Below are 12026 nucleotides of genomic sequence, written 5' to 3' on the forward strand. Positions count from 1 at the left end.
TGTAAATCTATTTTGTTGTTTTCGTTTAATTTTAGCTTGTGGGGTTATACTTTTTGTGCTTGTTTGTGGTAGTTTTAGCGATTTGTATTTGTGTTTGAATATCGTTTGCTATTATACCGCCCATAGTTCCTTGCCCTCTTTTCTTAAAAATTCGATTATATTAGAATCGCCCTCTTCATCATCAAGCCAATGCCACTCTTTGATATTTGTGGCAAACCATTCGTATTTTGACAAATGATTATACACCAAAATCCCCAAATATGCGGGAGCATCTCTCTCGCCTGTGAATACAAAGTGATTTTTAGCAACTTTTGTGAGTTTTGCTCGTGTAGTGGCGATTTGCTCTATCAATTCATAGATTTTATCCAAATCATATTTGTCCTCACGGAGTATTTTTTCCTCATCTAATATGAATTTTGTTCCTAGCATAGATTTTCTCATTGTGATTAAGATTCCATAAAGCAAAAATTCCAAATAATGAAGTTATCAAAGTAAGCCATCAAAGAATAACGAAATAGCTACGCTAAAAAAGACAATCAAATATTACACTAATGATGTGCAATGTCTCACTCAGCCATTGCGGTTTTTAGTGTAATTAGCAATGAAAATGCAAAAGTAATAATGCCAAAAATTAACACAAACATACTCATTATAAACGCTCCAATTCATCTAATTTTTTGTTAAAAGCTCGATTAGCAAAAAATATAATAAGTCCTAACAATAAAAAGCCAATTAGGGCAGTAATGCCAAATTTTAGGCTAATATTATCAAAATTAACAGCTACATAGCCAACAATACCAAAAACACCAGCTATGCAAGTAAAAATTAGCGTTTTTAGATAATCCAACCGAACTTTTACTCTTTCTTTTCTACTCATATTCTATATCCATACGAAATTTTGTCCCCCACCGCATCTGCTCTAAATGGGTGGGGGCTACAAGGATATACCTTGTAGGTAGATGGAATTATTGCATAAGAAATATTAAACAATCTTTAATCCAACAGCTCATCAGCACCAAATACCGCACCGCCATTTACTACCATTGCAGCTATCAAAGCAACTGCTAACTTTTTGAATTGAATTTTCATTTTTTACTCCACTTTAATTGTTGTCGCTAAATCCATCAATTAACTCATCGACATATTTTGCCAACGCCTTTGCCGAAATAATACCATAAACCACACTTAAAAACAACTAAAAACGCCAAATTAACCCTATTATTCCACTTTTGACTCGCAAAAACGCACAGCAAAATTGTGATTTTTATCACGCATAGCGATAAAATTTACAATTTTAAAAATTTCTTTTTGTTTATATTTTTTTGTGTAATTCTTGCGCGGGGGATTTGCCCTCCGATTGAATTGATAACTCTTCTTTTGCCTTTAAAATTTCATAATATTTTTACACTCTACTCAATAAACTTATTGCGCTTTGTATAAAATAAATTGCGTTTTATAGAATAAAGTAAGTTTATATTATTACACTAAACTTTTGCAAAATTTAGCTAAAAATTAGCACTCAAATCAAAATATTGCTATTTTTTTAAAAATTTATGTTATAATTTCGCAATTTCTTATTAAAGGATTTTGGATTTGAATAAAAAGCGCGAAAAGCTACTAAATGAAATGATAACCATTTACATACGCGAGGGTAAGCCTTTGGGCTCTGAATCGCTTCGTTTGGAGCTTAGTAGCGCGGATTTTCACATTTCATCAGCTACGATAAGAAATTATTTTAAGGTGCTTGTAAATGAGGGCGTTTTGTCCCAGCCACACATTAGCAGTGGGCGAATCCCCACAAACAACGCACTAAAAAATTATTGGCGCAAAAACATTGACATTAGCGTCCCTTTGGAGATTGGCAGTCTGCAAAGCGTGGCAAATGCGAGTGAAAAATATGAGATTTATTGCGGGATTCGCCTGTGGCAGAGTGAAATTTTGCGCGAAGTGGTAAATTTTCGCGATAAATATATCATTTTGCTTTTTAGTGGCACAAAGCCATTTAATGCGAAGTCAGCGCAAAAAGGCGAATCAAGCGAGGCGATTCTCCCGCATTCATCGCATTTGTATGCGTTTTTGCAAGAAATGCTTTATCAAAATATCGAAGAGATTCGCTTTATGGCGCGAAGTGTGTGCGCTAATGTGTTGTTTTATAGTTTGGAAAATCGCGCAAATTTGGCAAATAAGGCGTCAAATTTCGGGTGCAAATTTTTAGAGATTGGCGATAGTGCGCTTTTTATGGAGATTTTAAATAGCCACATTTTTTATCGACTAAAAAACGGCTTTCACTTCTTAAAAGACGGCTATTTGGGGCTAATCCAAGATGTGCGCTTTGATGAAAACTTTGGCAAAATGTTTGTCTTTGGACGGCTTGATTGCGACTATGCGGGATTTTACAACGAAATTGCGTCATAAATCTTAAATAAGGAGGAGCAATGCAAAAAGATGATGAATTTAGCGAAGTTAGCGATGAATCTTTTGAATCAAACGCAGATTCAAGCGATTGCGATTCAAGCGAATCAAATCAAAATGATTCAAATGAATGCGATTTAGCCAAATCTAGCGTAGATTCGAGTGATTCAAGCGAATCTAACAAAATCAAAGCATTAGAAGAAAAATATATTCGCGCTTATGCGGAGTTTGACAATGTCAAAAAGCGTTTGGAGCGCGAAAAATATTTGGCTTTGGAGTATGCAAATGAGCAGATTTTGAAAGATTTTTTGCCCATTTTGGATACTTTGGAATCCGCGCTTGATTCGACTAAAAACGATGAAAGCGAGGCAGTAGCAAAGATTCGCGAGGGCATACAGCTAACAATCGATAATTTTATAAAGGCACTAAATAAGCATAATGTCGTGCATATCAGCACAGATGGCGAGTTTGACCCAAATGTGCATAATGCCATTATGCAAGTGCCTAGTGATGGCAAGGCGGATGGCGAAATAGCGCAAGTGATTCAAAAAGGCTACAAATACAAAGATAGGGTGATTCGCCCTTCAATGGTAGCCATTACTAAAAATTAAGGAGTAAAAAATGAGCAAAGTTTTAGGTATAGATTTAGGAACGACAAATTCGGCAATGAGCGTATTTGAGGGTGGCGAAGCCAAAATCATCGCAAACAAAGAGGGCAAAAATACCACGCCTTCAATCGTGGCATTTACCGACAAAGGCGAGATTTTGGTAGGCGAATCGGCAAAACGACAAGCAATCACAAACCCCGAAAAGACGATTTATTCAATCAAACGCATTATGGGGCTTATGTTTGATGAGGACAAGGCAAAAGAGGCGCAAAAACGCTTACCTTACAAGATAGTCGATAGAAATGGCGCGTGTGCGATTGAAATCAGTGGCAAAGTTTATACGCCACAAGAAATCAGCGCGAAAATTTTGATGAAGCTAAAAGAGGACGCAGAAGCGTATTTGGGCGAATCTATTAGCGAAGCGGTAATCACCGTCCCTGCGTATTTTAACGATTCGCAACGAAAGGCGACAAAAGAGGCAGGGACGATTGCTGGGCTAAATGTGCTTCGAATCATAAATGAGCCTACAAGCGCGGCTTTGGCGTATGGTTTGGATAAAAAGACGGCGGAAAAAATTGTCGTGTATGATTTGGGTGGCGGGACATTTGATGTAACAGTGCTTGAAACAGGCGATAATGTCGTCGAAGTCCTTGCCACAGGCGGAGATGCGTTTTTGGGTGGCGATGATTTTGACAATCGCATAATCGATTGGGCGGCAAAAGAGTTCAAAGATGAGAGTGGCATTGACATTAAAAACGATGTGATGGCGTTGCAACGGCTTAAAGACGCCGCAGAAAACGCCAAAAAAGAGCTTAGTAGCGCAAGTGAGACAGAGATAAATTTGCCATTTATCACGGCAGATGCGAGTGGTCCAAAGCACCTTGTCAAAAAAATCTCCCGTGCGAAGTTTGAGAGCCTAATTGATGATTTAATCGAGCAAACTATCACAAAAATTGATTCGGTTATCAAAGATTCAAATCTCTCAAAAAGCGACATTAGCGAGGTTGTAATGGTAGGCGGTAGCACGCGAATCCCAAAAGTGCAAGAGCGCGTAAAAGATTTCACCGCAAAAGATTTAAACAAAAGCGTAAATCCCGATGAAGTCGTGGCAATCGGCGCGGCGATTCAAGGGGGCGTGCTAAAAGGCGATGTCAAAGATGTGCTTTTGCTTGATGTAACGCCCTTGTCTTTGGGAATCGAAACGCTTGGTGGCGTGATGACAAAGGTTATCGAGCGAGGAATTACTATCCCAACCAAAAAAGCGCAGGTTTTCTCTACCGCAGAGGACAATCAACCAGCAGTTTCGATTCACGTTTTGCAAGGTGAGAGAGAGTTAGCAAAGGACAACAAATCGCTTGGCAAATTTGACTTGACAGGGATTCCTTCCGCACCGCGTGGCGTTCCGCAAATCGAAGTTACATTTGACATTGACGCAAATGGGATTTTGACCGTTAGCGCGAAAGACAAAGCCACAGGCAAATCACAAGAGATTAAAATCACGGGTTCAAGCGGACTAAGCGATAGTGAAATCGACAAAATGGTAAAAGACGCCGAGCTACACAAAGAAGAGGACGCCAAACGCAAAGAAGTCATAGAAGCGCGAAATACGGCAGATTCGCTTGTATATCAAAGCGAAAAAAGTTTGAGCGAAGTCAAAGATGATGTGCTAGGCGCAGAAGATAGGGCGAAAATCCAAAGTGCGATAGACGCGCTAAAAGAGACGCTAAAAAATGAAAATGCGAGCAAAGATGAGATTGAGGCAAAAATCAAAGATTTAAATGATGTAAGCCACAAACTTGCAGAGGCGATGTATGCCAAAAAAGACGGCGAATCCAAAGGCGAATCGCCCAAAAAAGATGATGATGTGATTGACGCCGAAGTGGAGTAAAATTTCGCTAGATTCTGCGAAATCCTGCTAGATTCTGCGTTTTAATTTGATTCGCAGAATCTGTCACCAAAATCCTGCGAGATTCTGCGAATTATCCGTCATTGCGAGAGAATGAGCGTAAGCGAATTCTCGTGGCAATCCAAAACTCCGCAGAATCTGCTATAATTTCGCAATCACACATTTTTTCACAAAGGCAATTTATGAAAAATCCAAAATTCTCCATAATCATCCCCATCTTTAATGTTGCAAATCTTCTCACCCGCACGATAAAAAGCGCGCTAAATCAAAGTTATGCAAACATTGAAATTATTTGCGTGGATGATTGCAGTGTGGATGAAAGTTTGGCGGTGGCAGAGAGTTTCGCTCACAAAGATTCTCGCATAAAGATTCTGCGAAATTCGCAAAATTTTGGCACTTTTGAAGCGCGAAATATCGGCGCAAGAAGCGCGAGTGGCGAGTATTTGCTATTTTTAGATGGCGATGATTTTTTGCACGCGGACACCTGCCTAAAATGCGCCGAAGTATTGCAAAACGCAAACGGGGGGGGGGGATTTAGATAAAAGGCAAGTGCCACAGATTGACTTTATAATGTTTGACTTTTTGATTGAGCGAAAAGAAAATGCGGCGTTTGAAAAGTTAGACTTTATTGATTGTGACGCAATCATCGATAATCGCGCCTTTTATGCAAAATATTTTTGCCAAAATGGCGGATATTTCAATCTCGCCACAAAATGCGTTCAAAAAGACATTTTTTTAAAGGCGATAAATCTCGTGCGCGTGGATAGAAAACTCATCGTAGCAGAAGATATTCTCGCGTCTATGGCGATTTTATGCGTGAGTGAGACAATCGCAACGCTAAATAGCGGACTTTATTACTACGCGCTAAATGAAAAGTCTATTATGAATGACAGCGCAAAACTGCAAACGCGCATAGAAAATCTGCACTTTGTGATTAGCAAAGTTAGCGAACTCTCTACCAAAAAAGATAGGCAATATGAGATTTTTATGAAAGGACTTGCGCTCGTGCTAGAAGGGCACATCACGAGCAATAAACTAATGCCTTTGATTAGCAAATATAAAGAGCGACTAAATCGCGGATATCCTAAATTTTTAGCACGATTGCTTTTAAGTTTGTCAAAAAAACCGCTAAAAATTAAGCAAAAAGAAAGGGCATTAAAAGAGTTTGAAAAAGCGCACAAAGGCGAATTTGACAAAAAATGAGATAGATTCTGCGAATCTTTGCGGTTTTAGTGCGCTAGATTTTGAAAAATCGCCCTACTCTACCGCCAGCACTCCGTATTGTAAATCCCCACGCTTTTTGCCTTAAATACGGGATTTTTGCCCGCCTTTTTTTGCGCTTCATAATCACGCAAAACTTTCACCGCAATATTGCTTAGTAGCACCATTACCACGATATTTATGCTTGCCATTATCCCCATAAAAATATCCGCCAAGTCCCACGCCAACGCCAAATTCAACTGCGCCCCGATAAACACCGCAAACACCGCACTAAACCTAAAAATTTGCAACAACGCCTTATTTTCGGTGATAAATTTGAAGTTTGCCTCTGCGTAAAAATAATTGCCAATTAGCGATGTAAAGGCAAAAAGCACGATTGCCACACTCACAAAAAGCAATCCAAACACGCCAAAATGCCCCTGCATTACGCCCTGCATTAACGCCATCCCCTGCAATCCGCTCGTATCCACACTCGAACACAGCACCATAAACGCACTCGCCGAGCAAATCACAAGCGTATCGATGAAAACAGAGAGCGTTTGCACCATACCCTGCTTTGCGGGGTGAGAAGTGTGCGCCGCGGCAGCGGCATTTGGCGCAGAGCCCATCCCTGCTTCGTTTGAGAAAAGTCCGCGCTTTATGCCAAGCACCATCGCACTCCCCGCAAATCCGCCAAAAATCGCACGAAAGTCAAACGCTTCACTTAAAACACTGCCAAAAATTAGCGGGATTTTATCCATATTTAGCGCGATTACCACAAGTGCCACCGCAAAGTATCCAAACGCCATTATCGGCACTAAAATCGATGAAATCGTAGCGGACTTTTTATCATCGCCAAAGAAAAAGAACGCCACCAAAATCGCTAGCACAATCCCTACAAACGCCGTTAAATGCGTGTTATTATACATTTCACTCCCTACAAAAATCTCCAATGCCGAAGTCATCGTGTAAGTTTGCAACATATTAAACCCATAGGCAAAGCAAAAAATTAGCGACACGGCGAATATAATGCCAAGTTTGCGCGAACCAAGTGCGCTTTCAATATAATACGCCGGACCGCCCTTGTAGCGGTGAGTGCCGACTTTTCGCTTATAGACTTGCGCCAAAGTAGATTCTACAAATGCACTCGCCCCGCCCACAATCGCCGTAATCCACATCCAAAATAGCGCACCGCTCCCGCCACCGGCAATCGCCACGCTGACACCCACGATATTGCCGATACCCACGCGCGATGCGGTTGAAATCATTAACGCGCCAAATGGCGAAATATGCTCTTTTTCGCTTTTTTCTTTTAGCACGAAAATGCAATCACGCAAAAATCGCAGTTGAATAAATTTCGTGCGAATCGTAAGAAATAATCCGCATAAAATCAGCGCGAAAACCAACCAATATGTGTATAAAAACCCATTTGCAGAATCTAAAATTTGACTAAAACCTTGCATTTTTATCCTTTGAAATTTTTAAAGTGAGAAATTCTAATATAATTTAAAAAATTTTTTGTTACAATTCAGCGATAATTTTTGGCAAGGAATACAAAAATGCACGATATTTTGGAGAAAAAGGCGAGTTTTAGGGAGAGGGCGACGCAAACTTATAAATTATACTTTCCGTATTTCATCGCGCTAATTTTGCTATCTTTGATGCTGTGGCATATTTTTGACTTGCTGATTGGCGATAAGAGTTTGATGGTGCTTTTGACGCTGTGGGAGCAAGAGGACGCGCTGCAAGAGAGTGTGCGATTTTACAAAGAGCAAAATGCGTTTTTGCAAAAAGAAATCTTTGAGTTGGTGGGCGGATGAGAGTTTTAATAATTTTATTTTTGTTTTTGAGTTTGGAGGCGCGAGAAGACCCATTTACGCCGATTATTTCGCCAAAGGATTCGATTCGCCCCTACTATGGCGAAACTAGCGTGTTTGATAGCGCAAAGATTGAGTTCCCTAGCTCTGCGCGTTTGATTAAAAAAATCGAAGTGACTTTTCAAAATATCGATGGTTCTTTGCAAACCAAAAGTATCGCCGTTAGCGGGAGAATCGACTGGCAAACCCCGCTTTTAATCACACAAGTTCTAAATAAAAAAGAGCGGGACGCCCTAAGCAATATTGAGAATAAAACGCCCCCACCCGCGCCAAAAAATAAAATGGTAAAGGATATAAATCTCCCTATAAAAGATGTTGCAAAAGAAGTAAAAATCGCAGAATCTAGCGGACAAAAGGCAGATTCTGTGAAAAAAGATTCGACAAATCCGCCAAAAATCGCAGAATCTAAATTAGATTCTACGCCAAAATCTACAAAAAATGCGCTAGATTCTGCGAAATCTAACTCCGCTGTTGTCATTTTGAGCGAAGCGAAAAATCCAAAAAATGATAGGGATTCTTCGCCCACTCATAACGACAAAAATAAAACAGATTCTACGAATAAATCTAAAAATCCCCCCTCCCTTGCGGATGGGGACAGGGGGTGGGTAAAATCTACAAATCCACCCAAATCGCAGAATCACCCCCAAAAATCCGCCAAATTTACGCCATATAAAATCAACGGCAAAAGCATTTTTATCGCATATCAAGGGCGATTAAAGCGACATTTTTTTATGCAAAATCCCGCGCGAATCGTTATGGATTTTGAGATAAATAAGCAATTTTATAAACGCAATTTTTACACGCTTGATTCACCCCACTTCAAACGCTTAAAATACGGACTACACACGGGATTTTTACGCATTGTTTTGGAGCTAAATGGCAGTTTTGTTTATGAGCTAGGCGTCCGCCCAGATGGAGTGCAAATAAATGTTAAATAATATCGTGTTAATCGGCTTTATGGGCTCGGGGAAAACCACGATTGGCAGGGAGGTTGCGCGGTTAAAGAAAAGCATTTTGCTAGATACCGATAGCATTATTGAGGCAAATGCGGGAATGAGTGTAAATGAGATATTTAGACGGCACGGGGAGGCGTCCTTTCGCGAGATGGAGATAAGTCTTTGTGAGTTTCTCCGCAAAAATGTCAAAAACGCCATTATTGCCACAGGTGGCGGGATACCTGTGAATTATGATGTGCGAGAGCTAGGCAGTGTGTTTTACCTAAAAGCGCCGATTGAAGCGTTGGCAGGGCGAATCACGGCGGATAAAAGTCATAAACGACCGCTGTTTAGGCGATTTGATTTAGCGGCAGAGCTTTATGAAAGACGCATTTTGCATTATGAAAAGCAGGCGGATTTCACGCTAAATGCGCTTGATTCAATCACGCAGATTGCAGAGCGCATTTGCAACGCAAATCTCTAAATCCCCGCACACCACGAATAAAAAAGGATTTTTATGCAAAAAAGAGCGATTTTAAGCGTGAGCGACAAAAACGGCATTGCGGACTTTGCAAAAGGGCTAGTAGAGCTAGGATTTGAGATTTTAAGCACGGGCGGGACTTTGGCGCATTTGCGCGAAAATAACATTAGCGCGACTGATTTAAGCGCATACACGGGACAAAGTGAGCTTTTTGATGGGCGCGTAAAAACGCTTCACCCAAAGATTCACGGGGGCATTTTATATCGCCGAAATGACGCTACTCACGCGCAGAGTGCGGAGCAAAACGATATTTATCCCATTGATTTGGTGTGCGTGAATCTCTACCCATTTCGCGAGACTACAAATCGCACAAATGACTTTGATGAAATCATCGAAAATATCGACATAGGCGGTCCAAGTCTCATTCGTGCTGCGGCAAAAAACTATGAAAGCGTCATTATAGTGGTGGATAGCGCGGATTATGGGCGAATCTTGGAAGCGTTGCGCATAGAAAAAGAGGCGAACAATCCGCAAGAATCGCTTGAATTTCGGCGCAATCTTATGATAAAGGCATTTTCGCACACGGCGGAGTATGATAGCTTTATCGCAAACTATATGAATGCGCGATTTAATGGCGGTTTTGGCGAATCGCATTTCATTGTCGGCAAAAAATTTACCGCCACAAGATATGGCGAAAATCCCCACCAGCGCGGTGCGCTATATGAGTTTAGGGACGCTTGGAGCAAAAATTTTAATATCCTAAAAGGCGAGGCGAGTTTCAATAATTTTTTGGATATAAATAACGCGCTAAAAATTGTCAGCGCATTTGACAAAAACGCCATTTGTATCGTAAAGCACGGCAATCCTTGTGGATTCGCTATCAAAGATGATTTGGTAGAATCCTACAAATGTGCTCTCTCTTGCGATACTTTGAGCGCGTATGGTGGCGTAGTGGCGATAAATGGGCGGTTAGACGCGCTTTTGGCAGAGACTATGAAAGAAGTTTTTTTTGAAGTGATTGTGGCGCGAGAAGTGGAGCAAAACGCGCTAGATATTTTTAGCGACAAAAAGCGAGTGCGGATTTTTGCGATGAATGGGGAGGATACAAATTCAAGCGTAAAGCCAAATGGTGATATTGGTTGTCGTGATATGGATTTTCGCAGGATTCAGGGCGGATTTTTGCTTCAAACGCAGGATTTTATCGATGAACGCGAAGTTTTGGAGGCAAAGCAAATGGGCGAGTGCAAGGCAAATGATTCGCAAATGCAAGATTTGCTAATCGCGCACAAAATCGCCGCATTTACGAAGTCAAATGGCATTGCCTTTGTCAAAGATAGCGTTTTGGTGGGCATAGGAATGGGGCTTACAAGTCGCGTAGATGCGGTGAATTTGGCAATTTCAAAGGCGCAGAAAATGGACTTGGATTTGAGCGGTGCGAGTGTGGCAAGTGAGGCGTTTTTCCCATTCAGAGATAGCATTGATTTACTTGCGCCTTGCGAGATTAGCGCGATTATCGAGCCGGGCGGAAGCATAAGGGACAATGAAGTCATAGAAGCCGCAGATGAGCACAAAATCGCACTATATTTCAGTGGCAAAAGGCACTTTTTGCATTAAAGTAAGCGGTGTTGCGAAAATTTAATCGATGGAAGCGTTTAAAATATATTGTTCGCAGAATCTAAATTTAGATTGCCGCGAAAATTCGCTACCATTTTCTCACAATGACGAAAAATCAAGCTAGATTCTGCGATTTTTTTTCATTAGATTCTGCGCTTAACTTAATTGCCCTTAACTTAATTGCGCGGTTTTTTCATTTTCATTCAACCACATAAACACCTTTGCTACCGCCAAATACGCCCCTTCATCGATAAAATCATCGACTTCGATATTGATTAGCAAATCCGCCAATTCTTTGTTTTGAAAAATGGGAATGTCAAACTCCCGCGCCTTTTGGATTAAAATCTCTGCAAATTTATCCTTGCCCTTTGCCACAACCTTTGGTGCGCTTAAATGCTTATTATATGCGAGTGCTACGGCTTTTGTGGCGTTTTGAAAATTTTGCATTTTAGTAGCTCATCAAAATATTATCGATTTTTGCCAAATCGCAGAATCTGCCCTAGATTCTGCGTTTTTATCCGCAAAATCGCAAAGTTTGATAATTTTGCTATAATTTCGCCTTTATTTTAAATCCCAAAGGTTGCAAAATGCTTAAAATTTTTTCTCGCAAGTCCGCGAATCTAAATAATCCGCAAGATTCGCGCAATTTTTATCGCATAGATTCGCCTAAAATCGCAAATCCAAGTTATAAAAATTTCATCGCCCTTGCCTTTGTGTTAAGCGCGATTTTTAGCGCATTGTATGCGCTTATGCGCGTTTTTATGGTGCAAAGCAACATTGATGGCGCGAATCTTTTAAGCGCGGATTTTGCGCCAATGTTTATTATGGGTGCGCGACTTGATATGCGTGCAATCGCTATTTTTACCGCGCTTGTGGTGCTTTTGGGCTATGTTATGAGCCTTTGTAATGCGGTAGGCGCACGAGAGAGAGAGAGAGAGAGAGAGAGAGAGAGAGTAGCGCGGCGCGCAGAATTTATGCGAATCTAGCTACATT

The 12026-nt window shown here is 40.8% G+C and carries 16 protein-coding genes; 11 read left to right on the forward strand and 5 right to left on the reverse strand.

Annotated features, from left to right (window positions below; all coding sequences use genetic code 11):
* Positions 1–111 precede the first annotated feature (111 nt).
* Both ACWIUD_RS07785 and ACWIUD_RS07790 read right to left on the reverse strand, forming a co-directional pair.
* On the reverse strand, positions 112–429 hold the full coding sequence (locus ACWIUD_RS07785; RefSeq protein ID WP_454148265.1) for a hypothetical protein: 318 nt from the start codon (positions 427–429) through the stop codon (positions 112–114).
* A 220-nt stretch (positions 430–649) separates the two neighbouring features.
* Positions 650–877, reverse strand: a complete 228-nt coding sequence (locus ACWIUD_RS07790) for a hypothetical protein (RefSeq protein WP_454148266.1) — start codon at positions 875–877, stop codon at positions 650–652.
* Positions 878–1593: 716 nt separating this feature from the next.
* Between ACWIUD_RS07790 and ACWIUD_RS07795 the strand changes: the two genes are divergently transcribed.
* Genes ACWIUD_RS07795 through dnaK form a run of 3 tightly spaced genes read left to right on the forward strand, consistent with a single transcriptional unit; the run spans position 1594 to position 4908 of the window.
* Complete coding sequence (locus ACWIUD_RS07795; protein WP_454148268.1) at positions 1594–2415, forward strand: hypothetical protein; 822 nt, start codon at positions 1594–1596, stop codon at positions 2413–2415.
* 20 nt (positions 2416–2435) lie between these two features.
* On the forward strand, positions 2436–3023 hold the full coding sequence (grpE, locus tag ACWIUD_RS07800) for a nucleotide exchange factor GrpE (RefSeq protein ID WP_454148270.1): 588 nt from the start codon (positions 2436–2438) through the stop codon (positions 3021–3023).
* 10 nt (positions 3024–3033) lie between these two features.
* Positions 3034–4908, forward strand: coding sequence for a molecular chaperone DnaK (gene dnaK / locus ACWIUD_RS07805; protein ID WP_454148272.1), 1875 nt, complete (start codon positions 3034–3036; stop codon positions 4906–4908).
* A gap of 91 nt (positions 4909–4999) precedes the next feature.
* Here the strand turns inward: dnaK and ACWIUD_RS07810 are convergent, their stop codons facing one another.
* Positions 5000–5131, reverse strand: a complete 132-nt coding sequence (locus ACWIUD_RS07810; protein ID WP_454148274.1) for a hypothetical protein — start codon at positions 5129–5131, stop codon at positions 5000–5002.
* Here ACWIUD_RS07810 and ACWIUD_RS07815 point away from each other — a divergent pair.
* Together ACWIUD_RS07815 and ACWIUD_RS07820 are read left to right on the forward strand one after the other, a co-directional pair.
* Positions 5109–5468 carry a glycosyltransferase family 2 protein gene (locus ACWIUD_RS07815; protein ID WP_454148276.1) on the forward strand — a complete coding sequence of 120 codons (360 nt, stop codon included), beginning with the start codon at positions 5109–5111 and terminating at the stop codon, positions 5466–5468. The genes ACWIUD_RS07810 and ACWIUD_RS07815 overlap by 23 nt on opposite strands.
* Positions 5469–5475: 7 nt before the next feature.
* Positions 5476–6129, forward strand: coding sequence for a hypothetical protein (locus ACWIUD_RS07820; protein ID WP_454148278.1), 654 nt, complete (start codon positions 5476–5478; stop codon positions 6127–6129).
* Between the two features lie 59 nt (positions 6130–6188).
* Here ACWIUD_RS07820 and ACWIUD_RS07825 read toward each other — a convergent pair whose 3' ends face one another.
* Entirely contained in the window at positions 6189–7589 is a 1401-nt protein-coding gene (locus ACWIUD_RS07825; protein WP_454148280.1) for an alanine/glycine:cation symporter family protein, read from the reverse strand.
* 78 nt (positions 7590–7667) lie between these two features.
* Between ACWIUD_RS07825 and ACWIUD_RS07830 the strand changes: the two genes are divergently transcribed.
* From ACWIUD_RS07830 to purH, 4 genes are read left to right on the forward strand one after another with little or no spacing between them, the layout of a single operon-like run.
* Positions 7668–7946, forward strand: coding sequence for a hypothetical protein (locus ACWIUD_RS07830; RefSeq protein ID WP_454134376.1), 279 nt, complete (start codon positions 7668–7670; stop codon positions 7944–7946).
* Complete coding sequence (locus ACWIUD_RS07835) at positions 7943–8941, forward strand: AMIN domain-containing protein (RefSeq protein ID WP_454148282.1); 999 nt, start codon at positions 7943–7945, stop codon at positions 8939–8941. The genes ACWIUD_RS07830 and ACWIUD_RS07835 overlap by 4 nt, the downstream gene beginning before the upstream one ends.
* Entirely contained in the window at positions 8931–9422 is a 492-nt protein-coding gene (locus ACWIUD_RS07840) for a shikimate kinase (RefSeq protein ID WP_454148284.1), read from the forward strand. Before ACWIUD_RS07835 ends, ACWIUD_RS07840 begins: the two co-directional genes overlap by 11 nt.
* A gap of 33 nt (positions 9423–9455) precedes the next feature.
* Positions 9456–11033, forward strand: coding sequence for a bifunctional phosphoribosylaminoimidazolecarboxamide formyltransferase/IMP cyclohydrolase (purH, locus tag ACWIUD_RS07845; protein WP_454148286.1), 1578 nt, complete (start codon positions 9456–9458; stop codon positions 11031–11033).
* Between the two features lie 171 nt (positions 11034–11204).
* Here purH and ACWIUD_RS07850 read toward each other — a convergent pair whose 3' ends face one another.
* Positions 11205–11480, reverse strand: coding sequence for an EscU/YscU/HrcU family type III secretion system export apparatus switch protein (locus ACWIUD_RS07850; RefSeq protein ID WP_454148287.1), 276 nt, complete (start codon positions 11478–11480; stop codon positions 11205–11207).
* Here ACWIUD_RS07850 and ACWIUD_RS07855 point away from each other — a divergent pair.
* Both ACWIUD_RS07855 and ACWIUD_RS07860 read left to right on the forward strand, forming a co-directional pair.
* Positions 11466–11603, forward strand: coding sequence for a hypothetical protein (locus ACWIUD_RS07855; protein ID WP_454148289.1), 138 nt, complete (start codon positions 11466–11468; stop codon positions 11601–11603). The genes ACWIUD_RS07850 and ACWIUD_RS07855 overlap by 15 nt on opposite strands.
* Positions 11604–11620: 17 nt before the next feature.
* The gene (locus ACWIUD_RS07860; protein ID WP_454148291.1) at positions 11621–12019 is read left to right on the forward strand and encodes a hypothetical protein; all 399 of its coding nucleotides are present in this window, start codon (positions 11621–11623) and stop codon (positions 12017–12019) included.
* Positions 12020–12026 lie beyond the last annotated feature (7 nt).

The organism is Helicobacter sp. 23-1044, assembly GCF_053654695.1.

Coding starts and splice junctions, on each gene's coding strand:
- ACWIUD_RS07790 (WP_454148266.1), bottom strand. CDS start 877: ATGAGTAGAAAAGAAAGAGTAAAAGTTCGGTTGGATTATCTAAAAACG.
- ACWIUD_RS07825 (WP_454148280.1), bottom strand. CDS start 7,589: ATGCAAGGTTTTAGTCAAATTTTAGATTCTGCAAATGGGTTTTTATAC.
- ACWIUD_RS07835 (WP_454148282.1), top strand. CDS start 7,943: ATGAGAGTTTTAATAATTTTATTTTTGTTTTTGAGTTTGGAGGCGCGA.
- ACWIUD_RS07815 (WP_454148276.1), top strand. CDS start 5,109: ATGAAAAATCCAAAATTCTCCATAATCATCCCCATCTTTAATGTTGCA.
- ACWIUD_RS07785 (WP_454148265.1), bottom strand. CDS start 429: ATGCTAGGAACAAAATTCATATTAGATGAGGAAAAAATACTCCGTGAG.
- ACWIUD_RS07840 (WP_454148284.1), top strand. CDS start 8,931: ATGTTAAATAATATCGTGTTAATCGGCTTTATGGGCTCGGGGAAAACC.
- grpE (WP_454148270.1), top strand. CDS start 2,436: ATGCAAAAAGATGATGAATTTAGCGAAGTTAGCGATGAATCTTTTGAA.
- purH (WP_454148286.1), top strand. CDS start 9,456: ATGCAAAAAAGAGCGATTTTAAGCGTGAGCGACAAAAACGGCATTGCG.
- ACWIUD_RS07850 (WP_454148287.1), bottom strand. CDS start 11,480: ATGCAAAATTTTCAAAACGCCACAAAAGCCGTAGCACTCGCATATAAT.
- dnaK (WP_454148272.1), top strand. CDS start 3,034: ATGAGCAAAGTTTTAGGTATAGATTTAGGAACGACAAATTCGGCAATG.
- ACWIUD_RS07860 (WP_454148291.1), top strand. CDS start 11,621: ATGCTTAAAATTTTTTCTCGCAAGTCCGCGAATCTAAATAATCCGCAA.
- ACWIUD_RS07810 (WP_454148274.1), bottom strand. CDS start 5,131: ATGGAGAATTTTGGATTTTTCATAAATTGCCTTTGTGAAAAAATGTGT.